Origin of the sequence: Marinobacterium rhizophilum, assembly GCF_024397915.1 — a bacterium.
Taxonomy (GTDB): Bacteria; Pseudomonadota; Gammaproteobacteria; order Pseudomonadales; family Balneatricaceae; genus Marinobacterium_A; species Marinobacterium_A rhizophilum_A.
Window position 1 is genome coordinate 3,111,721 of sequence record NZ_CP073347.1, and the last position, 23,183, is coordinate 3,134,903.

Consider the following 23,183-nt stretch of genomic DNA (forward strand, 5'->3'; position numbering starts at 1 on the left):
TTATGCCAGTTTCTGATACAGATTTAGCGCGAAAATGATCGCCACGGCAACCGGCGCTACGAACCGCAGTACGCAGTACCACAACTGGAAGTGCAGTTTATTTTTCATGGCCAGCTCATCCATGATTGCCGAGCGCTGCATAAACCAGCCCACATAGATCGACAGAAAGAGCCCGCCCAGCGGCAGCATGATATTGGCCGTCACAAAATCCAGGAAGTCAAAGGTCGTCATGCCCAGCAACTTGAAGTCCGCAAGGATGTTGAACGACCCCAGGCTCGCAACCCCCATGGCCCAGCCCGCAGCACCCAGAATCAAACAGGCCGGCAGACGTTTCAGCTTGAGTCGCTCGACCAGCCAGGCCGTCGCCGGCTCCATCAGCGAAATAGCCGACGTCCAGGCCGCGACGCCCACCAGCAGAAAGAACAGGAAGCCAAACAGCTGACCGCCGGGCATCTGCCCAAAAGCCACCGGCAACGTGATAAACATCAGCCCTGGGCCCGCGCCCGGATCCAGCTCGTTGGCGAAAACAATCGGAAAGATCGCCATACCCGCCGCCAGGGCAACCAGCGTATCAAGGAAGGCGATCGTCATGACGGTGCCGCCAATCGATGCGTTTTTGGGCATATAGGAGCCGTACGCCAGAATGGCCCCCATACCCAGAGACAGCGTAAAGAACGAATGACCCAGGGCCACCAGCACGCTGTCCCAGGTCAGATCCTCAGGGGCAAAATGAAACAGAAACGCCAGGCCTTCGCCAAAATGCCCGGTCGTAAAGGAGTACCCCAGCAACAGCGCCAGCAGCGCGAACAGCGCCGGCATCATGATACGGGTGGCGCGCTCCAGTCCCTTGTTGACTCCGCCAACGACCACCAGCATCACCAGCACCACGAACACTGAGTGCCACACCAGCATCAGCTTTGGATCCGCCAACAGCAAGTCGAACTGGGCTGCCGCCTGATCCCGCCCCATATCGATATAGTCACCCTGGACCATGCCGGCGATATAGTTCAGCACCCAGCCGGCCACAACCGAGTAAAAACTGAATATAAGAAATCCCGCCAGCGCAGCCATCCAGCCAACCGCCTGCCAACCGGTCGAAAGCCCCGACTCGCTTGCCGTGACCTTCAATGCGTTCACGGGGTTACAGCGTGCCCGGCGACCGATCAGAGCCTCGCCCATCATGATGGGTACACCGACGAGCAAAATGCACACCAGGTACACCAGTACAAAAGCACCGCCACCGTTTTCACCCGTGATATAGGGGAACTTCCAAATGTTGCCCAGACCGACGGCCGAGCCGGTCGCTGCCAGAATAAAGATCCAGCGGTTGGCCCAGGTGCCATGTATCGACTGCCGTTCCTGCATACTTGCCTCTTTAAAAACAATCACTCAGCGCTGCCAGCGAATACGGCGACGCACATCAACCCCGTGTCGGCCATCCTGCTTCGCAACGCAAAACGAGGCATTCTTCCTATTTTGCCGGACTCAGGCAACCGTTTTGCCAGGCAATGGCTGTTTTTTTGCATCCAGCCATGGCGAAACAGCACGCGCAGCTTTCCAGCCTGACAGTGCATCGATATAATCGCCCACCATGGCAAACAAGAAACCCAAGAACAGCAGCTCGACGATCTGCCTCAACAAAAAGGCACGACACGAATACAGCATCGAAGAAAAATTCGAAGCAGGTGTCGTCCTCACCGGTTGGGAAGTCAAGAGTCTGCGCGACGGCCGCGCTCAACTGGTCGATTCCTACGTCATCCTCAAGAACGATGAGGCATGGCTCGTGGGCGCTCACTTCACTCCACTGATCAGCGCCTGCACCCATGTGGTTGCCGACCCTCGGCGCGACCGCAAGCTGCTGCTGCACCGGCGCCAGATCGACAAGCTGCTGGTGGCAACCCAGGCCAAGGGCCACACCTGCGTGGCGCTTGCCATGTACTGGAAAGGTGGCCGGGTCAAATGCGAAATTGCCCTCGTAAAGGGCAAGAAACTGCATGACAAGCGTGCTGCAGAAAAAGACCGCGAAGGCGAGCGCGAAAAACAACGCGCCCTGGCAACCCGCTGATCGACCTGCCCCTCCATGCCGGCGCTCACAAGCGCCGGTACCGATCGACTTTTTCACGTCCTCGCCCCGCCAGGCCCGCAAAAAGATACCACTCTCACGACAAAAACCGTATACTGGCCGCATCTACGGGGGTGACTTGGCTTCGACGCTGATTACGAACCCTTGGGTGCATGTCGAGTTTGTAGTGAATCTCGTAAATCCGTCACTACACAGTTATAGTTGCTAACGACGATAACTACGCTCTAGCAGCTTAAGGCCGCTAGCGCCGCTCTCTAAGGTGTCTGTAACTCAGAGGTTTTGCGGTGTCATTGGAGACAGAATCGCCTGGATGCTTTGTCTCAAGCTGAACGGTTAAAACTAAAGAGGCTCGCCCACAGCACCCTGGCTCTCGGGTCGCGACGGGTTAATCTAATCGAGAAGCCTAAGCATGTAGATCTTAAGGCAGAGGATTGGCGGACGCGGGTTCGAAACCCGCCACCTCCACCAAATACCGACAACGAAGGTCACCGAAAGGTGGCCTTTTTTGTTGGAGCTTTGTTAGAGGTGGTGGACTTGAGAATCCGCGTAGCGGGTTCGAGTCGGACGCAGTGCGGGAGACAACGGTGCCGCTTGCGGCAACGGCCCGAAGGGCGAGGGTCGAAGATCCGAGTAATCCCGCCACCTCCACCAAATGCCCGTTGATAATGACCTGTTTTTACAGGATTTTTTCTATTCTAGGCCGAAATTTTTCCTCAAGGTGTCACCGAAGCGAACCGGACCCAGGTCTATAGCGTCCTTTAGATGCTCTGGCGCCAGGTGCGCATACCGCATGGTCATCTTGACCGATGAATGCCCCTAGATCCGCTGCAGCGTCAGTATGTTCCCGCCACCCATGACGAAGTGTGATGCGAAGGTGTGGCGTAGGACGTGTGATGCCTGGCCACTGGGTAGCTCGATAGTCGTTCATGCCAGTATCCGCCTGAACGCCCCAATGCTGCTGGTAAAGGGTCCATACAGTGTCCAATGCGCCTTCAAGCGCTCCGCCAGCTCTGCTGCAATCGGGATAGTCCGCACCTTCCCTGACTTTGTATTGGTAAACGTGACAGCGTTGTTTCGAACGGTACTTGCCGTTAATCCTTGAGCTTCGGACCATCGAGCACCTGTTGCCAGGCAGACAAGCACTATCGGTTCCAGGTGCGGATTTGCCTGGGGTGACGTTCGGGACCGAATCGCTGTTAGCAACTCGTTGATCTGCTCTGTTGTCAGCCAGGAGAGCTCCTGTTCCTGCAACTTGACCGGCTTGAGTGTCTGCAACGGGTTCGGGTAACTGATCTGCTGCAACGCACCCAGCTCGTTGAACACGGCCCGGAGATAGGTCAGCCCATTGTTCAGCGTTTTATCAGAGATCCCCGCTTCCGACCTCAGCCGGCGATCCTTGGCATAGAGCCCTGGATCAATGTGTCCCCTACAGGATTGCGCAGGCGGTTAGCCAAGCGATCAAGCATTCGACGCCGCCGTGCACCATCCCGCAAGGAGTGGCCGTGCAAGTCATACCAAAGCTCTATCAGCTCCAGCAGCCTGCGACGGTCTTTAGCGCTCGGTGACCAGTCATTGTTCCTGGCCATCTTCAGCCGGACAACGGCTTCAAAGCGCTTGGCTTCTGCTTTGGTATCGAACTTCTTACGAAAACGTCTTCCCTTGATTGGCCCGCAATCGACACGCCAACGGCCCGTTGCTGTCTTCTTTATCCCCATAGGATCCACCAACTAACGAAGGGTTTGCATGCTCCCGGTTCATGTTGTAAATTTCGCCCGGCTCAAATTCGGAAATGCCCAACATGAACCCCTCTTTACATATCAGCTCTATCGCCATGGAGCTGAAATATACCCTGCTGACCAATCCCAACCCTCGCACCAACTTCCGGGCACTCCACGAAATAGAGCACGCCCTGAACGAACTCAAAGGCTATTGCCTGTACTCGACCGACAAGGCATCTCAACTCTTCCGCTATGCCAAAGAGTTCTACCGTGACCAAGCGGCTGAAACTGATGAGAAATACAAACAGATGCTGAGCCTGGCCGAGCAGATCGATCGTGCCGCACAGATACATGTACAGCGAGATGCCTTAAACCGCGCTTCCAGTGAGTAGGCTCCTCAAAGTCCGCCGAGATATCTCCGGCCCACTGCGCGGCCACCTTACTCGCTAATCGTCGTTCCTTGGGTCCCTGCTCAATGATCTTGCACAGTTGCGTCTGTGTGAGTTCTTTCGTCCGTAGTGTTACGGGACCTGGCCTGCTAGTGCCGACGCCCCGGCAAGCAGCGCGCCAATCGGTACGCGGGCACCCATCAGCCAGGACGCACGAACACAGCACCCTATTGCCGCCTATTCTTGTCGCTGTCGCCCACAGCAGGCTGCTACAGTAGCGGCTGCCGGCACTCGCTGAAATGGATCAGCCACTCAGCCGCGCCACTCCCCACCAGAAAACGACTTGGAGTACGGGGCACGGCACGGCGAACGGGAACCCAAGCACAGCCTGAACGGCTACCCCGTCAGAAACTGCAAACGTGGCAACAGGGAAAGGAAAGGATGGGCGATTACAGAGACCGCTGGCTTTGGCTGCACATAATGCTTGGAATTCTGGCCGCAGGCGCCGTTTCCTGGATGCTTTGGTTTGGCTTTATCACCTTCTCCGCCTACCAGATCACCCAGGCCTCTGAACGGGCAACTGAACGGGCCCACCAGCAGGCCACTGAACGCAATCGTGAACAGTATCGACAGAGGCTGGAACAACAGCGACTGCAGCAGTACAACAGTCCCCAGTGCAAATTCTGGCGCAACGACTACAAGAACAAAGGCACCGACAAGGCACTGGAAAAGATCGTGGAGCACTGCCCGTAACGAGTCCGTCCTGTGTTCAAAATGCCAGGCTTTGCTTTTTTCTGTCAAATACTGAGCTAAATCCAGCCCGTAAAAAGCAGGCCCTGCCAGCCGCGACACTCACAACGTTTTTCGTATACCCCTGCCTTGCGACCCACGGCGATAACCCTTGCCGTATAGGGCCAGCGATACTGCCCCGAGTATCCCCCGGCGACAGCGTCGCGCTCCGAGACTGCACAGGCGAGGCTCAATGCCGAGGTGGCGGTACCGTACAGGGTGCCAGTGCCGAGCAGATCTGCTACATTCGCGCTCTTGAGTTCGCTCGTAACGTGCTTGTGTATCTGCAACTATTAACCCTATCCATTCCGACACAGGACAGCTTGCCATGAGTCTTGCCAACCACGTATTGGCCGTGAACAATGATCTGCCGATTCGCACCGATCGCCCGGTACACAGCGGGAAAGTCCGCTCCGTGTACTGGCTGACCGAAGCGGACAGCCGTCGCCTGATCGAAGAAAAGGGCTATGACGTTGTCTCCGATGCCCCCTTGGCCATCATGGTTATCAGTGACCGCATCTCCGCCTTCGACTGCATCTGGCACGGCGAAGGCGGCATGCAGGGCGTACCCGGCAAGGGCGCCGCGCTTAACGCCATCTCCAACCACTGGTTCAAGCTGTTCCGCGAGCAGGGCCTGGCGGACAGCCATATTCTGGATATCCCCCACCCCTTTGTCTGGATCGTGCAGAAAGCCCGCCCGGTAATGATTGAAGCGATCGGCCGTCAGTATATTACCGGCTCGATGTGGCGTGCCTATGCCAAGGGTGAGCGCACCTTCTGCGGCATTGAACTGCCCGATGGCCTGCAGAAGGACCAGCCGCTGCCCGAACTGCTGATCACGCCCTCCACCAAGGGGATTCTGCAGGGCATCCCGGGCGTACCGGAAGCCGATGATGTGAACATCAGCCGCAACGACATTCGCAACAACTATCAGGCCTTCAACTTTCGTCGCGCCGAGGATATCGAGCGCTACGAAGAACTGCTGCGGGACGGCTTTGAGGTGATCAGCAAGTCACTGGCCAAGCTGGATCAGGTCTTTGTTGATACCAAATTCGAATTTGGCTACGTCACTGACAGCAGCGGTACCGAGAAGCTGATTTACATGGATGAAGTCGGCACACCCGACTCCTCCCGCATTTGGGACGGCCCCGAATACCGCGCCGGCAAGGTGGTGGAGCAGTCCAAGGAAGCCTTTCGCCAACTGCTGCTCAACCACTTCCCGGACCCTGATATCCTGCTCAACAAGGACCGCATGACCGAGCGCCAGGCACTGGCGCGTGACAATGCCCTGCCCCAGGAAGTGCTGATGCAGGTTTCCGAAACCTATCGTGCCATTGCCGAAAAAATCACCGGCACTCCCGTTGAGCTGCCGCAGAACCCCAAGGCGGAAATCATTGCCATCCTGCGCGACCAGTACGATCTGATCGACACAGGCGCATAATAACCGGCCGCAGGCATGGGCAATGCCCGGCCTTCGGCGACCCGGCGATCACTGGCTCCACAACGGTGCGTCGCCACCCTCCAGCCAAGCCCCCTGCACCAGCCCCCTTCCGCCGCCCCAGGCCGGACTAACAGCCGTTAGCTGGCGCGACTGCGTCCCGACACAGACAACAACGCCCGAGATCAAGCTAGCGGCAGCGATGCCGCTGCATTCGCCTGCCTCACAACGAGTGCGATACCCTGCCGCGAGCCGTTACACTCAGACTGAAAGCCCCCCCAAAAGACAAATACTTACAAATTATTACAAGATGGTTGACCTAATAAGTCATACAATACTATTATTCAAATCAGCGAGCACTGGCACCCGGTCAAGCCCAGGATGGCATAGCGCAAGTAAGGCGCATCACAGGGCGCAGCACCTGCCCGACTACGCCGTGACATCTCGCTAACGAACAATACCCGAGCAAGGCGCATCGGCCGGCCATGACCGCCAGCCGCCAAGCCAATACAGGCTCCCCATAAAAACAAGAGGTTAGTATGAAACCACGCAAGCTTGTAAGCACCCTAGCCAAAGCAATCATCACCAGCACCCTGCTACTGGGTTCTATCGCCAGCGCCGCCAGCTATCCCTCCAAGCAGATTGAAGTCATCGTGCCCTATTCCGCCGGTGGCGGTACTGACCTGGTGACCCGGGCCTTTGCCGATGCCGCCAAACAGTACCTCCCGGAAGCGATGGGCGTCGTCAACAAAACCGGTGGCGGCGGTGCCGTCGGCCTGTCTGAAATCGTGCGCGCCAGGGCTGATGGCTACCACATTGGCATGGGTACCGTTGAACTGGCGATGCTGCCGCACCTGGGGATGGTCACTTTCCAGGCCGAGGACTTTGTCCCTATTGCCCGCCTCAACGCCGAACCGAGCGCCATCTCCGTTAATGCCGATGCCCCCTGGCAAACCTATGAAGAGTTCATCGCCCACGCCAAGGCCAATCCCGGCACCGTCCGCATAGGCAACTCGGGCACCGGCGCCATTTGGCACCTGGCCGCCGAGGCTGTCGCCGACAAAACCGGCGCCCAGTTCAGCCACATCCCCTACGATGGCGCCAATCCTGCCGTTACCGCCCTGCTTGGCGGACACATTGAGGCTGTGACCGTCAGCCCGGCTGAAGTGGCCAATCACGTCAGCAACGGCAAGGTTCGCATCCTGACCATTATGTCGGACGAGCGTATCGCCGGATTCGAAGATGTGCCGACACTCAAGGAAAGCGGTGTTGACCTGAGCATCATGACCTGGCGTGGCATCGTCGTTCCCAAGAAGACACCCGAAGACATTCAGGTGATTCTGCGTGACGCCGTTAAACAGACCGCCAACGACGAAGGCTTCAAGAGCGCGCTCGCCAAAATGAACCTGACCCATGCCTACCTGGATGCGCCGGAGTTCCAGAAGACCATCAGCCGCGATGATGTCTTTTTCAAGGACCTGATGAAAAAGCTGGGGCTTGGCAGCTAAGCTTGTCTACTCCATCCTGCCCCGTGTCTTCTGCACGGGCCGGGGTGTCTGACGCTTGGGGCCGGCCACAGGCAGGCCCAGGCGCAGACCCGATCGAAATACTATAAGAATCAGGCAGCACAGGGTTCGTACCAGGCTGCAGACTGAAGGTACCGCCCATGAGCGCCCCACAGGAAACACGCCGTCCTGGCTTTCACATTCACAGTTGCTGGCTTGAACTCGGCATACCGCTGGTCACCATTGCGCTGGCATCCTTCGCACTCTTTACCGCGTCCTCTTTCCCGGCATCACTGTTGAAAACCGATGTCGGGCCCGCACGCTTCCCCCTGGTTTACGCCCTGCTGCTTATCGCGCTTTGCCTGGGACTGGTGACACTGACAGTGCGCGCAAAGCGCGCCAGTTCTGCGGCCAAAATACCCCTGCGGGACTTCCGTACCGAAATCAAATCCGCCGTCGGCATAGGGGTTTCCGTTGCCAACTTCCTGCTGATCCCCCTGGTCGGCTTTCTGATCGCCAACAGCCTCTATATGACCTGTCTCATATGGCTGCTCGGTTATCGCCACCGAATCATGACGCCCCTGGTCGCCATGGCCATCACCGGCCTCATCTATGCCGTGTTCTACTTTGGATTAAATGTCCCCTTGCCAGAAGGTGAGTTGCTCGAGCGGTCCTTCTGAACCCTGTCTGACGAGGAAACTATAAATGCAAGATTTCAGCATGCTTATCAACGGCATACTGGCGCTGTTTGCCCAGCCCATGTCGCTGCTGTTCGCCGTACTGGGCGTCACCCTGGGTGTACTGCTGGGTATACTTCCAGGCCTGACCGCGACCATGGGCGTGGCGATACTGCTGCCCTTTACCTTCGGCATGGACCCGGTACCGGCACTGCTGATGATTTCGGGTGTGTATTTTGGCGGTATCTATGGTGGCTCCATCACCGCGATTCTGTTGAACATCCCGGGTACACCCGCCGCCGCCGCCACAGCGCTGGACGGCTACCAGCTGACCCGCCAGGGCAAGGCCGGTGTTACGCTGGGTACCGCGACGCTGTCATCCTTTGTCGGCGGCAGCATCAGCATACTCATTCTGATCTTCATGGCGCCGCTGCTGGCCGACTTTGCATTGAAGTTCAGTGCGGCGGAAAACTTTGCACTGGCAGTCTTTGGCCTCAGCATTATCGTCAGCATCTCCAGCCACTCCATGCTCAAGGGCCTGATCGCAGGGGGTATCGGACTGCTGATCGCCACTGTGGGGCTGGACCCGATGAGCGGCTATCCGCGCTTCACCGGCGGCTTTAACGAGCTGATGAGTGTGCCCTTCATTCCGATCATGATCGGCCTCTTTGCCGCATCCGAAGCCTTCAAGTCGCTGTCTGAAACCCAGGTGGCCCAAACCAGCGCCAGCGCTATCGGCCGCATCATTCCGCCCTGGAGCAGCATCAAGGGCCTGATTCCAACGATCCTGCGCTCGGCAGGGCTGGGCAGTTTTATCGGCTCCATCCCCGGCGCCGGCGCCGATATTGCCTCTTTCGTGGCGTACAACGAGGCCAGGCGCTTTAGCAAGAACAAGGAAAACTTCGGCAAGGGCGAGCTGCAAGGGGTTGCCGCTGCAGAATCCGCCTCCAATGGCTGTACCGGCGGCGCCCTGCTACCCATGCTGACACTGGGTATTCCGGGCGATGCGGTTACGGCCGTTATGCTCGGTGCCCTGGTGCTGCAGGGACTGCAACCGGGCCCCATGCTCTTCGCCGAACATGGCGAACTGGTCTTTACGGTGTTTGCCGGCATGCTGTTTTGCTACCTGGTATTGCTGGCCGTAGGCCTTGCGTCCCTGCGGGTGGTGGTCAAGATCATCCGTATTCCCAAGGCGATACTGACACCGACCATTCTCTCGCTCTGCGTGGTGGGCACTTACGCCATCAACAACAGCGTGTTTGATATTGGCATCATGCTGGCGGCAGGTATCGCCGGCTACATCATGCAAAAGCGCGACTTCCCACCCTCACCCATCGTGCTGGCACTGATCATGGGTCCCATGGCGGAAAGCAACTTCCGCCGGGCACTGTCACTGCAAGGCGGCAGCTATGACTTCCTCTATACCCGCCCGATCACTGTCGTGCTGCTAAGCATCGCCCTGCTCACCCTGAGCTACCCGATTTATCGCAAGCTGCGCAGCAAATCCGGTACCCAGGGGGCGGCGGACAGGGCGCAAAGCCACTAACCCGGTACCCCTGTGCCCGGGGCTCAGCTGTGCTTAAGCAGCATGATCTGCAAGCCAACATAGCCCCGGTGCTGTATCACCCTGCCGGGCTGCAGTTCCGATCAGGCGGCGTTGCGCTGCTCAGTCTGTGTCAGGCGTTTCAGCGCCTGTAGCAGCACGCTCAGTTGAATGAAGCTGGGTGCCGGGCTGGCCTGAAGCGGCTCGAACAGGGTCGCAAGATCCGCGGCATCTGCGCGCAGCGCATCGAACCAGGCAGCCTCCCTCGCCGCCCCGGTATCGCCATCCGCACCTGCGGCGTCACGCCAGCTGCGTCCCAGCTCTGCGATCAGGCTGTCCAGCTCAGAGCGCAGCGATGCCCGCCCCTGGCGCTGCCAGCGATCCCCCACCGGCAGACTGTGGATGGCCAGGCGCAGCCAGTTCAGCTGCAACAGTGCTTCAAGCTGGAGGCAGGCCTGGCCGGCACGCTGGGGCTCAAGTGCACTGCCGGCACGCATTTGCACGATATCGAGCCCCACCAGGATCATCGGCAACTGCGCAACGCCCTCGGCCAGCGCCCCGGGAATGCCCTCACCGATCAGCGCCTCGGCCCGGTCCCGCAGGCGCCGCTGTTCTGCCGCGCTCTGCAAGGCCGAATGGCTCTGCATCAGGTCCGAGCGCAGTCGCTGCAGCGTGGCCTGTATATCCGTCAGGTCGCAGGCCAGCATCCCGGCGCTGCCAAGCAGCCAGCGGCACGCCTGCTCCAGCGGCTCGTTGACGCGATCCAGCAGGTCCCGCTGCAGAGCGTAGGGGACCTCGGTACCCAGGGAGTCGATGGCTGCCCAGAGAGACTCCGCCCCCAGCAGCTCCCTGGCGATGCTGTAAGCGCAAAGAAGCTCCAGTGGCGTGCAGCGCAGCTCGTCGATCATAAGGGTCGCAAAGGATGCGCCCATGCGATTCACCAGCTCGCCGGCACACTGGGTTGCAAGAATCTGATGCCGCAACGGATGCTGCTGAATCAGCTGCGGGTATTGCTGTACCAGCGGCGCCGGGAAGTAGGCCTCAAGCAGGGCACTGAAGCCCGGATTATCCGCCAGTTGCGCCGCCTCCAGCTGACTCGACAAGCGCAGCTTGCTGTACGCCACCAGCACCGCCAGTTCCGGCCGGGACAAGCCTTCATTGCGCTTGGCCCGCCGCGCCAGTTCCTGGGCATCGGGCAGGTACTCCAGCCGGGCATCGAGACCGCCGTCAAGCGCCAGGCTATGCATGAGCTGGACATGGTTGTCCAGGTTTCGTGACGCCGCCGCCAACTCCTGGCTCAGCAGAGCGGCCTGGCGGTAGTTGTTGTCCAGCACCCCGCAGGCGACGGCATCATCCAGTTGCGCCAGCAGGCGATTGCGTTCATCCAGCGCCAGCCCGGTTTCGGCCACCGCCTGGTTCAACAGCACCTTGATGTTCACTTCATGGTCCGAACAGTCAACACCCGCGGCGTTATCGATGGCATCGGTGTTGATCAGGCCACCGGCGCGGGCATATTCGATGCGACCGCGCTGGGTCAGACCCAGGTTGCCGCCCTCGGCCACCACCTTGCAGCGCAGATCCTGGCCATTGATGCGCACGGCATCGTTGGCCCGGTCTTTAACGCTGGCATCGGTTTCGCTGCCGGCCTTGACGTAAGTGCCGATGCCGCCGTTCCAAAGCAGGTCCACCGGGGCCTGCAGAATATGGCGAACCAGCTGCGCTGGCGTGACCCGCTCCGGCTCATCCTCGATTGCCAGTGCCTGGCGGATTTCAAGGCTGAGTGGAATCAGCTTGGCACTGCGCTCGAACACACCGCCCCCCGGCGAGATCAGGGCCCTGTCATAGTCACTCCAGGCAGAGCCTGGCAGGTTAAACAGGCGTTCACGCTCACCATAACTGCTGGCGGCATCGGGCGCGGGATCGATAAAGATATGGCGGTGATTGAAGGCCGCCACCAGGCGGATATGCCTGGACAACAGCATGCCATTGCCGAACACATCCCCGGCCATGTCACCAATGCCGACGACGGTGAAGTCGTCGCGCTGGGTATCGCGCCCCTGTTCGCGGAACAGGCGCTTGACCGACTCCCAGGCGCCACGGGCAGTGATACCCATTTTCTTGTGGTCGTAGCCGTTGCCACCGCCGGAGGCAAAGGCGTCGCCCAGCCAGAAGCCGTACTCCCGGGAAATGGCGTTGGCGATATCGGAGAAGGTCGCCGTGCCCTTGTCGGCGGCCACCACCAGGTAAGGGTCGTCACCGTCGTGACGTACCAGGGCGTGCGGGGCGACGACCTCGCCGTTTACAAGGTTGTCGGTGACATCCAGCAGCGCGCGAATAAAAATCTGGTAACAGGCAACTGCTTCCTGCTGGCACAACACGGCATCAGCCTCCGGCAGGTGCTTGCAGTAGAAACCGCCCTTGGAGCCCTGCGGCACGATCACCGCATTCTTGACCATCTGTGCCTTGAGCAGCCCCAGGATCTCGGTGCGGTAGTCCTCGCGCCGGTCGGACCAGCGCAGGCCACCCCGGGCCACCTTGCCGCCGCGCAGGTGCACGCCCTCCACCCGGGGCGAATACACGAAGATCTCAAACAGTGGACAGGGCCTGGGGATATCCGCAATGCCGGCGGGGCTCAGCTTGAGGGACAGGTAGTCCCGGGGCATGCCCCTGGCGTCGCGCTGGTAAAAGTTGGTGCGCTGCACGGCCTGGATCACCGCGAGGAAGGCGCGCAGAATGCGGTCCTCATCAAGACTCTGCACCGCCTCCAGTGATGTCTCCAGGGCGGCAAGGCAGCGTGCCACGGCCAGGCCGGAGGCAGCCATGGCATCGGGCCTGGGATCAAAGCGGGCCTCGAACAGCTCCATCAGCAGGCCGGCAATGGCGCTGTTGCGTGCCAGGGTCTGCTGCAGGTAGGGCTGGGAAAAGGGCAACTGAATCTGCCCCAGATAGCAGCCGATGGCCCGCAGTACCACCACCTGGCGCCAGTCGAGCCCGGCCGTCGCGATCAGGCGATTGTAGCCGTCGTTCTCCACCGCGTGCTGGCAGGTGCGGATAAACGCCTCTTCAAAACGCGCCCTGAGCCCGGGGCAGGCGGGATCGATCTTGTCGCCGCTGATATCGAAGTCCAGCATCCAGGCCGCATTGCCGCCCTGCCCAACGAGGTCGTAGGGGCGGGCACTGATCACCTCCGCACCCAGGTTTTCCAGGATAGGCAACACCGATGACAGCGCCAGCGTCTGGCCACGGCCATAGAGCTTGAAGCGCAGGGACGCCGGGTCAAGCGGATCCCTGAGGTACAGCCTGGCCGCCAGCGGCGCGGCGGCACTGAGCCCCTGCAGCCGAAGCAGATCCCGGGCCGCCGCCTCGACGGGACAATCCTCCCGGTACGCCGCCGGCAGCGCAACCCCGAAGCGCTGCAGCAAGCCGAGCCCGGCGGCCTCGCCGTGCTGGCTGACAAGCTCGGTGCGCAGCCGGTCCTCCCAGCTCAGCATTGCCTGGGCCAGGCGCCGCTCCAGCGCGTCGATATCCAGCTTCAGGCGGTGGGCGTCCGTGGTATGGATACGGTATTGCACCGTCGCCAGCAAGCCATCGAGGTCACAGGTGCGGTATTCGGCGTCGCTGCCATCGAGCGCCAGCAGCAGGACCTGCTGCAGCCGCCGCCGCAGACTGGCACTGTATTTTTCCCGCGGCACCATCACCATGGCGGACACGAAGCGGCCATAGACATCGCTGCGGCTGAAGACTCGCAGCTGCGGACGGTCATGGGCTTCGAGCATCCCGCGCAGAATATCCTCCAGTTCCACCGGGTTGCACTGCAGCATCTCGTCGCGAGGGTAGTGCGCCAGTATTCGCTGCAGCAGGCGGCCGCGGTAGCTATCGGCGCGCACGCCCAGGCGTGACCAGAGCTGCTCGACACGCAGACGCAGCAGCGGCACCTCGCTGGCGGAGGCACTGTAGGCATCGGGGCCGTAAAGGCCAAAGAAACGGTGTTCCCCCACCACCTGTCCGCTGGTATCGAACTGTTTCACCCCCAGATAATCCAGATGACCGGCACGGCCGACCGGCGAACAGTAGGTCGACTTGGTGAGGATCAGCGGGTTGCTGTCCAGCACCAGGCGGGACAGGTAGGGCGACAGTTCGATCTGCTTCTTGTCGACGGGGAAGTGACGCTCCAGCCGCAGGATCCCGAGCCGGCTGTCCTCATCCAGCGCCAGCCGGCAGCGCTCTGGCACCACGCAGGACAGGGAATAGTAGGCGTAGCCAATAAAGGTGAAGCGTCCGTCCCGCAGCCAGCCGAGGTAATCCAGGGTCTGCTCGACCCCAGCATTCGTCCGCTCCAGCGTCTGCTGTACCGTCGCCGCTGCACCGATAGCGGCCGCCAGGCGCTGCTGCATGGCCGCGCTGTCGGTATCGACCAGGCACACATCCTCGATCGCAAGGCGGCAGCCATCGACCAGTGCCTCGAGGCGCTGCGGCGAGTCCTGACCGTCGATCTCGAACCGCACGATGGCTTCGCGACAACCGCGTTCGTGCGCCTGCGCCGTGCCAATCGACAGCAGCTGGCCATCCGGGTCCCGCTCGACCAGCACCACCGGATGCACCACCTGGTGCACCGTCAGCCCTTCGCGCTGCAGCGCCATGCCGAGCGAAGCCACCAGGTGACAGCGATCCTCGGTTATCACCTCGATAATGGAGTGGCTGGACGCCCTGTTATCAGCCCCGGTATCCGGATTGAAAGCCCGTACCAGAACCTCACCCGGGCGACGCTGCCCGGCAAAGTCCAGCAGCCCCTGCAGCACCGCCAGCAGCGTATCCGGCTGCTGGCTTTCCAGCGCGCTGCAGCTGACTTCGCCGCAGAACAGCTGGCACAGGGCGTCCAGTTGCGCCGCCCGGGCCGCCGGGTAGCGCCTGGCAATCGTACTCTGGAGATTGGAAATGACGTTATTTTTTCGCATCGCAGCTTTCAGCATGTCTCTCGTACCGCCCTCAACCCTTGATTGATTCCAGCCAAACAACTTGCAAGAGGTAAACGGTTCGGGACAGTGACCCGGGCCCTGGAGAGGCGAACGACAGCGGGTCAACAGTCCCTATTCGATTGCGGCCACAGCAGGAACCATGGCGACAAGCGGATAGGTACTCGAATGCACAGGCACTTAAAAAAACGGCCGGCGGATATGTGCGTATCGGCGCCAGCCGGTGCGTAAAAAAGCAATACAACAGAAGAGCAGGCAAGAGGCGGCGCGACGCCACCTCTCAACTGTATCGCGCAGGAGTTAGGCCTCCAGCATGGGCAGGTCCAGGCCCTGCTCTTTGGCACAGTGGATGGCCAGGTCATAGCCGGCATCGGCGTGACGCATGACGCCGGTACCCGGATCGTTGCGCAGTACACGCCCCAGGCGCTTGTCGGCCGCATCGGTGCCATCGGCAACGATGACCATGCCGGCGTGCTGGCTGAAGCCCATGCCGACACCGCCGCCGTGGTGCAGGGACACCCAGGTGGCGCCGCCGGCGGTGCTGAGCAGCGCGTTCAGCATTGACCAGTCGGAGATGGCATCGGAGCCGTCCTTCATGGCTTCGGTTTCGCGGTTCGGGCTGGTGACCGAGCCGGAGTCCAGGTGATCGCGGCCGATAACCACCGGCGCCTTCAACTCGCCGTTACGGACCATTTCGTTGAACGCCTGCGCCAGGCGGGCACGGTCCTTCAGACCAACCCAGCAGATACGTGCCGGCAGCCCCTGGAACTCGATGCGCTCGCGCGCCATGTCCAGCCAATTGTGCAGGTGGGCGTCGTCCGGGATCAGCTCCTTCACCTTCTGATCGGTCTTGTAGATGTCCTCCGGGTCGCCGGACAGCGCCACCCAGCGGAAGGGGCCGATGCCCTCGCAGAACAGCGGACGGATGTAGGCCGGCACGAAGCCCGGGAAGTCGAAGGCGTTCTCGACGCCCTTCTCCTTGGCCATCTGGCGGATGTTGTTGCCGTAGTCGGTAGTCGCCGCACCGCGTTCCTGCAGCGTCAGCATCGCGCGCACCTGGACCGCCATGGAGTCCTTGGCGGCATCCACCACGGCAGCTTCATCTTTCAGGCGCATTTCGGCGGCGTATTCCATGGTCCAGCCCTGTGGCAGGTAGCCGTTCAGCGGATCATGGGCGCTGGTCTGGTCGGTAACCACGTCCGGCGTGATGCCGCGCGCAACCAGTTCGGGAAAGACATCGGCGCAGTTGCCCAGCAGCCCGACGGAGATCGCCTCGCCCTTGGCCTTGGCGGTCTCGATCATGTCCAGCGCTTCGTCGAGGCTGTAAGCCTTCTTGTCGACGTAGCGGGTACGCAGGCGGAAGTCGATGCGGGTTTCGTCGCACTCGACGGTGATGCAGGAGAAACCGGCCATGGTGGCGGCCAGCGGCTGAGCGCCACCCATGCCGCCGAGGCCACCGGTCAGAACCCAGCGGCCGCTGGCATCGCCGCCAAAGTGCTGCTTGGCCATGGCGACGAAGGTTTCATAGGTCCCCTGGACGATGCCCTGGGAGCCGATGTAGATCCAGGAACCGGCGGTCATCTGGCCGTACATCATCAGGCCTTTCTTATCCAGCTCGTTGAAGTGCTCCCAGGTTGCCCAGTGGGGTACCAGGTTGGAGTTGGCGATCAGGACGCGGGGGGCATCGGCATGGGTCTTGAAAACACCCACCGGCTTGCCGGACTGGATCAGCAGGGATTCATCGTCCTCCAGGCGCTGCAGCACTTCGATGATCTTGTCGTAGCATTCCCAGTTGCGGGCAGCACGGCCGATGCCACCATAGACCACCAGCTCTTCCGGACGCTCGGCCACATCGGGATGCAGGTTATTCATCAGCATGCGCATGGCGGCTTCGGTGAGCCAGCTCTTGCAGCTGATTTCGCTACCAGTGGGAGCCTTGATTACACGGCTGGTATCGCGACGGGTATGGGTCATTTTTGTGGGCCTCATTTAACAATACAGTGGATAAGACGCGCTGCTATACGGGCGGTCCAGTTATCAATATCGAAAGTCGGGTTATATTCCGCGACATCGGCAAGTTTGAGTTTTCCGGTTTGCCGGACAGACTCGATCAGCGGTTCCAGAACATCCAGCCCCACGCCCCGGGGCGCCGGCGCACTGACGCCGGGCGCAACGCTCGCCGGCAGTACATCCAGGTCGATGGTCAGGTACAGCACGTCACAGTCATCCATAAAGCGTTCGAGCTGCGTGCGGGCCTCATCCAGCTGATTGAGTCCCAGGTCGCTATCCTTGCGGTAGCTGACATTCAGGTTATCGGCGCGGCCAAACAGTGCCGCGGTATTGGACATTTCACTCACGCCTATGCAGCAGTAACGAAACACCCAGCCTTTCGCGGCGCACTGCTGCGCAATCTGGTAGAAAGGCGTACCGGAGCTTGCGCCATTGCTGTCCAGGCGCAGATCAAAATGGGCATCGAAATTGATGATGCCGATGCGCGGCACCGCCCGACCTTCGCGGGCCCGGGATTCACAATGCTGTGCCAGCCCCAGCCAGCTGCCATAGGCCACTTCGTGACCGCCACCGAGCACCACCGGGAAGTGTCCGGCGCCCAGGCAGTGCTGCACGCGTTCGGCCAGGGCCTGGTGCGCGCTTTCAAGTTGTTGCGCCTCGCAGAACACATTGCCGGCGTCCCAGGCAGCACGCCCGGGCGCCCAGGGCATGTTGGCCAGGGCCCTGCGCAACAGGTTCGGCGCCAGGCTTGCACCCACTCGACCCTTGTTGCGGCGTACCCCCTCATCGGAACAGAAGCCGATCAGTGCCAGACCCGCCCCGGCGTCAGGCCGCAGTGGCGCGATCACCTGGTGCAGACGCGTGGCCAGCCGAGCCTCCTCTTCCGAGTCGATACGGCCGCTCCAGAGGTCACTGAAATTCTCCAGGCTGTAATCAGGATCAAACATTGCACACCTCCCCCGCCACTATGCGCTGGCGCACCAGGTTGACGCCAAACTGGTACGCCAGCTCCGCCGGATGATCGATATCCCACAACACCATGTCCGCCTGCATGCCGACCCTGAGCTGGCCCACCTGGTCATCCAGCCCCAGTGCCCGGGCGCCGAAACGGGTGCAACCGGCCAGGGCCTCTTCGGGTGTCAGGCGGAACAGCGTGCAGGCCATGTTCATCGCCAGGCGAATCGAGGCCAGCGGCGAGGAGCCCGGGTTCAGGTCCGTCGCCACCGCCATGCCGACGCCATAACGGCGCAGCAGCTCGACGGGAGGCACCCGGGTGTCGCGCAGGAAATAAAAGGCGCCGGGCAGCAGGGTCGCGACCGTGCCCGCCGCGGCCATGGTCTGCACGCCTTCTTCGTCGAGCCACTCCAGATGATCAACCGACCAGGCGCCGTAACGGGCCGCCAGGGCCGCGCCCTGCAGGTTCGACAGCTGCTCGACATGGGCACGGATGCCCAGGCCATGCTGCTGCGCCGCCTGGAACACGCGCTCGCACTGGGCCGGCGAAAAGGCAATGTTTTCGCAGAAGACATCCACGGCATCCGCCAGATTTTCAGCCACGGCGGCCGGGATGATTTCGTTACAGACCAGGTCGATATAGCCATCGGCGTTGTCGGCAAACTCCGGCGGCAAGGCATGGGCCGCCAGCAACGACGTGGAAACCCGCACCGCATTGCGCTGGCCCAGAATGCGGGCCGCGCGCAGCATCTTCAGCTCGTCCTCAAGACTCAGGCCGTAGCCGGACTTGATCTCCACCGAGGTCACACCCTCGCGCATCAGCGCCTGAAGGCGCGGCTCGGACAGCGCGACCAGCTCATTGACGCTGGCCGCGCGGGTGGCGCGCACGGTAGAGATAATGCCGCCACCACTGCGGGCAATCTCTTCATAGCTGGCCCCCTTGAGACGCAGCTCGAACTCCCGGGCGCGGCTGCCGGCGAACACCAGATGGCTGTGAGCATCGACCAGGCCCGGCGTCATCCAGCCGCCACGGGCATCAATGATCTGGGCACCGGTGGCTGCGGCATCAAACGCAGACATGGGCGCGATAGCAACAATACGGCCCCCGCGCACACCGATCGCCTGGGTGTTCAGCGCACCATAGCCGGCCTCCAGGGTCGTATCGAAAGTGGCGAGGTTCGCATTGATCCAGATTCGCTCAGAGGTCTCAAACACCGTGTTCACCTTGGGCTTCATAGTTTGTATATACATATATATAACACAAGATTTTCATAAGGCAAATCTTTTCTTGAAAAGCGACCGGTTCATCGTCCGGGTCGCCCCTGCTCCCGCAAAGGTCCGGCCTGTTTTATCGGCGGCTGAAGTTGCCGCATGACGGAGGCCAAACCCGCTGCAGACCGGGCTTTACCGGCCCGCCCCCGGAACCGGCGGCATTGACACCCGGATTAAACAGCTATATATGTATATACGTTAACCGGCATTAGTAACTTTAATGACCGCGGAACACAGGGGGTGGTGCCTGCCTTCAGGACAGAAACAACCTGAAATCAATAGTCTGGAAACGTAAATGGAGAGAGCCCACCGAAAACGCCACCCGCCGACGGCGGCTTGCAACCCTGCTCCTGGTTTTCAGGTGCCGGGCGAAGCGGCATGGAATCGGCCTGGTCTGCAGGCAAGCAGTCCCGACACAACCTGGGGCTGGATGGCATCCACGGCGGCATGCTTGGGCGAATGAGACACGAGAAAACACAAAAAGCAGCAATCCGGTCTTGTCCGGTTTCGCGGAACTCTGCGGCGTCATAACCGGCGAACAACAGCTTTGTCCGCACCAAACCTATTCAAAAGGCAGACAATAATGTCAAAAAGCACAACCCAGCGCCTGAACAGCAGTGTCTTTATACCCGCCTTTGCGATCGTGTTGATCGCGGTAGCGGTCGGCCTGATCAACAACGAGCTGTTGGTCAGGGTCGCCAAGGATATCTTCTATTTCTCCCTCTCCGACTTCGGCTGGCTTTACCAGTTGCTGGCGATATCGACACTGGCGATCGTCGGGTTCATTTTCTTCTCCGGGGTCGGCAATATCCGCCTGGGAGGCGCCCATGCCAAGCCCAGGTTTTCCATGGCTTCCAATTTCGCCATGGCCCTGACCGGCGGCATCGCCACCGGTGTGGTGACCTATTCGGTCAACGAGCCCATTATCTACATGGGCAATATCTACGGTGAAATCGGCAACCAGACCTTCGCTGCCGGCTCATCGGAGGCCGCCATCTTCGCCCTGGCTCGCAGCTTCCATAACTGGAGCTTCATACCCTATGCCATGTACTCCATCGTCGGCCTGATGATCGGCTACATGCACTACAACCGGAACCGGGACTTTTCGATCTCGTCGACCCTCACGCCGGTACTCGGGCAACACGAGCAGAAATCCTGGGTCCGCGCGCTGGTCGACATCATCTCCGTCCTGGCGATTGCGCTGGGCCTGGCCTCTTCCCTGGGTGCGGGTCTGGCACTGATCGGCTCCGGTATCGAGTCTCAGTATGGCATTGCATCCAACCCCACCACCTGGCTGTTCCTGACCCTGGTCATCTCGGCGATCTTTATCACCTCGGCCCTGTCCGGCCTGAAACGGGGCATCAAGTTCCTGTCGTCGATCAATGCCTATATTTTCTACGCGTTTCTGGTCATTCTGCTGCTGGTCGGGCCCGTCAGCTATATCTTCAGCCTGTCCGTCACCAGCCTGGGCTACTGGTTCGACAACTTCTTCCTCTGGTCCTTCGATACCAAGGAATCCGGCGGCGAAGCCCTGGTGACCTGGTGGACCCTGTACGACTGGTCCATCTGGATCGCCTATGCCCCCCTGATGGGCCTGTTCCTGGCGCGCATTTCCTATGGTCGCACCCTGCGCGAGTTCCTCGTCATCAACTGGATACTGCCATCCGTGTTTGGCATTCTCTGGTTTGCCATCTGGGGCGGCTCAGCGCTTAAATGGCAACTCGACGGCACCCTGGACCTGGTACAGGTTGTCACCGAGAATGGGGCCGTATCCGGGCTTTGGGGCTTCCTCCAGCACCTGCCCTTCGCCTGGCTGCTGGTTCCACTGGCCATTTTCACGCTGATTATTTCCTTTGCCACGGCGGCCGATTCCATGTCCTCGACCATTGCGACCATCTGCACCCGCAACATCAGCGCCGACGAAGAGTCGCCCAAAACGCAGAAGATCCTCTGGGGCCTGTCGATCAGCGTGATTGCCTACATCATGGTCGCCTTCGGTGGCGGCGCCCAGGGCGTGGACGGCATCAAGTATCTCGCGGCAGCCGGTGGCTTCACCGTCGTCTTCCTCTTCATTCTGATCGTGGCGTCCGGTTTCAGGGTGTTTGTCAGCCGTCGTGAAAACGCCCCTGAAACGCCGGAATCCACCGTATTTCAGACAGGTACCAGCCATGACTGATGCAACAAGGGCAGTCGTCATCGACACCCAAAGCCTCGACTGGCGCGACGTCGTTGCCGTGGCCCGCCACGGCCAGCCACTCGAACTGTCACCAGCAGCCTGGTCCAGGGTTCGTGATGCCAGAACCGCGGTCGAGGATTTCGCTAATTCCGGCACGGCCTACTACGGCATCAATACGGGCCTGGGAGCCCTCTGCAATGTCGTGCTGGAACGCTCGCAATTACAGCAGCTCTCCTGGCATACGCTGATGAGTCATTCCTGTGGTGTCGGCACGCCTCTGAGAAAGGAGCAGGTGCGGGCCATCATCTGCGCGGCGGTGATCAACTACAGCCACGGCTGCTCCGGCGTCAGCACGGCGGTCGTCGAAGGTCTGATCCGCCTGCTCAACGAGGATATCGTTCCCCAGGTCCCATCACAGGGCTCGGTCGGCTACCTCAGTCACATGGCCCATATTGGCCTGGCGCTGCTGGGCCAGGGCGAGGTCGAATTCCAGGGCCGCGTCGTCCCCGCCGCAAAGGCACTCGCCGCCGTGAAGATGACGGCGGTAGAACTGGGTCCCAAGGACGGCCTTTGCCTGGTCAATGGTACACCGGCCATGACCGGCCTCGCCTGCCTGACCCTCGAGGACAGCGCCAGGCTCGCCGCCTGGGCCGACCTGATCGGCGCCATGAGCTTTGAGGTACTGCGCGGCCAGCTCGATGCCCTGTCGCCGGAAGTCACCAGTCGCAAGCTTCACCCGGGCGTGCAGCACTGCGGCGAAAGCCTGCGCCAGCTGCTGGCGGACAGTCCCTTCCTGGCCGCGGCTCAAGGGGACCATTTGCAGGATGCGCTGAGCCTGCGCTCCATTCCCCAGGTCCACGGCGCCTGTCGTGACCAGTTCCACCATGCGGCCCGGCAGGTCTGCGCCGAACTGAATTCAGCCACCGACAACCCCCTGGTCATCCGCGGCGAGTCCGGCTATCGGGTGATTTCCCAGGCCAACCCCCACGGTGAATCCGTGGCCATGGCCTGCGATCTTCTGGCCATGGCCGTATGCGAATGGAGTTCGATTTCGGAGCGGCGCAGTTACCGCCTGGTGACACCCCAGGCCAACCAGCTGCCGCCGTTTCTGATCAAGGACAGCGGCGTCAAGTCCGGCATGATGATCGCGCAGTATTGCGCAGCGTCCCTGGTGGCCGACAACAAGCGCCTGGCCCAGCCGGCGGTAACCGACAATTTCCTCACCTCCGGGCTGCAGGAAGATCACCTGAGCCTCGGCGAAAGCGCGGCGCTGAAACTCGACAAGGCCCTGGGCAATGCCTTCCATGTGCTCGCCATCGAGTACCTGCTGGCAGCCCAGGCGTTCGATCTCTGCGGTGGCACCGGCTTTGGCCGTGGCACCCGCCTGGCCTGGCAGCAACTGCGCTCGCGCGTTGCGGTCTATGAGGAGGAACACTCCCTGCACCTGGACATGCGCGCCACCTGCGAGTTGATGCATGAAGCCGCCCCCCTGGCGACTCTGCGCGAGGCCTTCCCGCTGCTTGATACCTGAGCCTGAAACGGCGCCAGCTCCTTGGACAGATCCCGGCCCCTGTGCCGGGATTTTTTTGCCTATCGCGCTGCGCTGCAAGCGATAAACGACTGGGACATGCAAGTAAATACACCAGGGCTTTGCCA

At 60.9% G+C, this 23,183-nt stretch carries 15 protein-coding genes, 2 other RNA genes and 1 pseudogene; 11 read left to right on the forward strand and 7 right to left on the reverse strand.

What is annotated here, in order from left to right; all coding sequences use genetic code 11:
- A complete protein-coding gene (locus KDW95_RS14020; protein ID WP_255852442.1) occupies window positions 1–1,365 on the reverse strand; it encodes a sodium-dependent transporter in 1,365 nt (454 codons plus the stop codon).
- 226 nt (window positions 1,366–1,591) lie between these two features.
- Here KDW95_RS14020 and smpB point away from each other — a divergent pair, with 226 nt between their 5' ends.
- The 3 genes from smpB to KDW95_RS14035 all read left to right on the forward strand — a co-directional run bounded on the left by smpB (window position 1,592) and on the right by KDW95_RS14035 (window position 2,734).
- Window positions 1,592–2,065: an SsrA-binding protein SmpB gene (smpB, locus tag KDW95_RS14025; protein ID WP_255852443.1), complete on the forward strand. Its 474-nt coding sequence runs from the start codon at window positions 1,592–1,594 to the stop codon at window positions 2,063–2,065.
- Window positions 2,066–2,192: 127 nt separating this feature from the next.
- Window positions 2,193–2,551, forward strand: a transfer-messenger RNA (tmRNA) gene (gene ssrA / locus KDW95_RS14030).
- A 44-nt stretch (window positions 2,552–2,595) separates the two neighbouring features.
- Window positions 2,596–2,734: non-coding RNA, RtT sRNA (locus KDW95_RS14035), on the forward strand.
- A 273-nt stretch (window positions 2,735–3,007) separates the two neighbouring features.
- Here the strand turns inward: KDW95_RS14035 and KDW95_RS23515 are convergent.
- On the reverse strand, window positions 3,008–3,406 hold the full coding sequence (locus tag KDW95_RS23515) for a tyrosine-type recombinase/integrase (protein ID WP_304941555.1): 399 nt from the start codon (window positions 3,404–3,406) through the stop codon (window positions 3,008–3,010).
- Window positions 3,395–3,798 (reverse strand): annotated as a pseudogene (locus tag KDW95_RS14040) (phage integrase); the annotation flags it as partial. The pseudogene KDW95_RS14040 and the gene KDW95_RS23515, both read right to left, overlap by 12 nt.
- A gap of 83 nt (window positions 3,799–3,881) precedes the next feature.
- On the opposite strand from KDW95_RS14040, the gene KDW95_RS14045 reads away from it, so the two are divergent.
- The 6 genes from KDW95_RS14045 to KDW95_RS14070 all read left to right on the forward strand — a co-directional run bounded on the left by KDW95_RS14045 (window position 3,882) and on the right by KDW95_RS14070 (window position 10,145).
- Window positions 3,882–4,193, forward strand: a complete 312-nt coding sequence (locus tag KDW95_RS14045) for a hypothetical protein (RefSeq protein ID WP_255852445.1) — start codon at window positions 3,882–3,884, stop codon at window positions 4,191–4,193.
- Between the two features lie 438 nt (window positions 4,194–4,631).
- A complete protein-coding gene (locus KDW95_RS14050) occupies window positions 4,632–4,943 on the forward strand; it encodes a hypothetical protein (RefSeq protein ID WP_255852446.1) in 312 nt (103 codons plus the stop codon).
- Window positions 4,944–5,307: 364 nt separating this feature from the next.
- Window positions 5,308–6,420 carry a phosphoribosylaminoimidazolesuccinocarboxamide synthase gene (locus KDW95_RS14055; RefSeq protein ID WP_255852447.1) on the forward strand — a complete coding sequence of 371 codons (1,113 nt, stop codon included), beginning with the start codon at window positions 5,308–5,310 and terminating at the stop codon, window positions 6,418–6,420.
- Window positions 6,421–6,956: 536 nt separating this feature from the next.
- Window positions 6,957–7,925, forward strand: a complete 969-nt coding sequence (locus KDW95_RS14060) for a Bug family tripartite tricarboxylate transporter substrate binding protein (RefSeq protein WP_255852448.1) — start codon at window positions 6,957–6,959, stop codon at window positions 7,923–7,925.
- 158 nt (window positions 7,926–8,083) lie between these two features.
- The gene (locus KDW95_RS14065) at window positions 8,084–8,602 is read left to right on the forward strand and encodes a tripartite tricarboxylate transporter TctB family protein (RefSeq protein WP_255852449.1); all 519 of its coding nucleotides are present in this window, start codon (window positions 8,084–8,086) and stop codon (window positions 8,600–8,602) included.
- Window positions 8,603–8,627: 25 nt separating this feature from the next.
- The gene (locus tag KDW95_RS14070; protein WP_255852450.1) at window positions 8,628–10,145 is read left to right on the forward strand and encodes a tripartite tricarboxylate transporter permease; all 1,518 of its coding nucleotides are present in this window, start codon (window positions 8,628–8,630) and stop codon (window positions 10,143–10,145) included.
- Between the two features lie 101 nt (window positions 10,146–10,246).
- On the opposite strand, the gene KDW95_RS14075 is transcribed toward KDW95_RS14070, so the two are convergent.
- The 4 genes from KDW95_RS14075 to hutI all read right to left on the reverse strand — a co-directional run bounded on the left by KDW95_RS14075 (window position 10,247) and on the right by hutI (window position 19,330).
- Window positions 10,247–15,097 (reverse strand): NAD-glutamate dehydrogenase, encoded by a 4,851-nt coding sequence (locus KDW95_RS14075; RefSeq protein ID WP_255852451.1) that lies wholly within the window; start codon window positions 15,095–15,097, stop codon window positions 10,247–10,249.
- Between the two features lie 318 nt (window positions 15,098–15,415).
- Window positions 15,416–17,089, reverse strand: coding sequence for a urocanate hydratase (hutU, locus tag KDW95_RS14080; RefSeq protein ID WP_255852452.1), 1,674 nt, complete (start codon window positions 17,087–17,089; stop codon window positions 15,416–15,418).
- A gap of 11 nt (window positions 17,090–17,100) precedes the next feature.
- Complete coding sequence (gene hutG, locus KDW95_RS14085; RefSeq protein ID WP_255852453.1) at window positions 17,101–18,072, reverse strand: formimidoylglutamase; 972 nt, start codon at window positions 18,070–18,072, stop codon at window positions 17,101–17,103.
- Window positions 18,065–19,330 carry an imidazolonepropionase gene (gene hutI, locus KDW95_RS14090; protein WP_255852454.1) on the reverse strand — a complete coding sequence of 422 codons (1,266 nt, stop codon included), beginning with the start codon at window positions 19,328–19,330 and terminating at the stop codon, window positions 18,065–18,067. Before hutI ends, hutG begins: the two co-directional genes overlap by 8 nt.
- 604 nt (window positions 19,331–19,934) lie before the next feature.
- Here hutI and KDW95_RS14095 point away from each other — a divergent pair.
- Complete coding sequence (locus KDW95_RS14095) at window positions 19,935–21,527, forward strand: BCCT family transporter (RefSeq protein WP_255852455.1); 1,593 nt, start codon at window positions 19,935–19,937, stop codon at window positions 21,525–21,527.
- On the forward strand, window positions 21,520–23,058 hold the full coding sequence (locus KDW95_RS14100) for an HAL/PAL/TAL family ammonia-lyase (RefSeq protein ID WP_255852456.1): 1,539 nt from the start codon (window positions 21,520–21,522) through the stop codon (window positions 23,056–23,058). The genes KDW95_RS14095 and KDW95_RS14100 overlap by 8 nt, the downstream gene beginning before the upstream one ends.
- The last annotated feature ends 125 nt before the right edge of the window (window positions 23,059–23,183 follow it).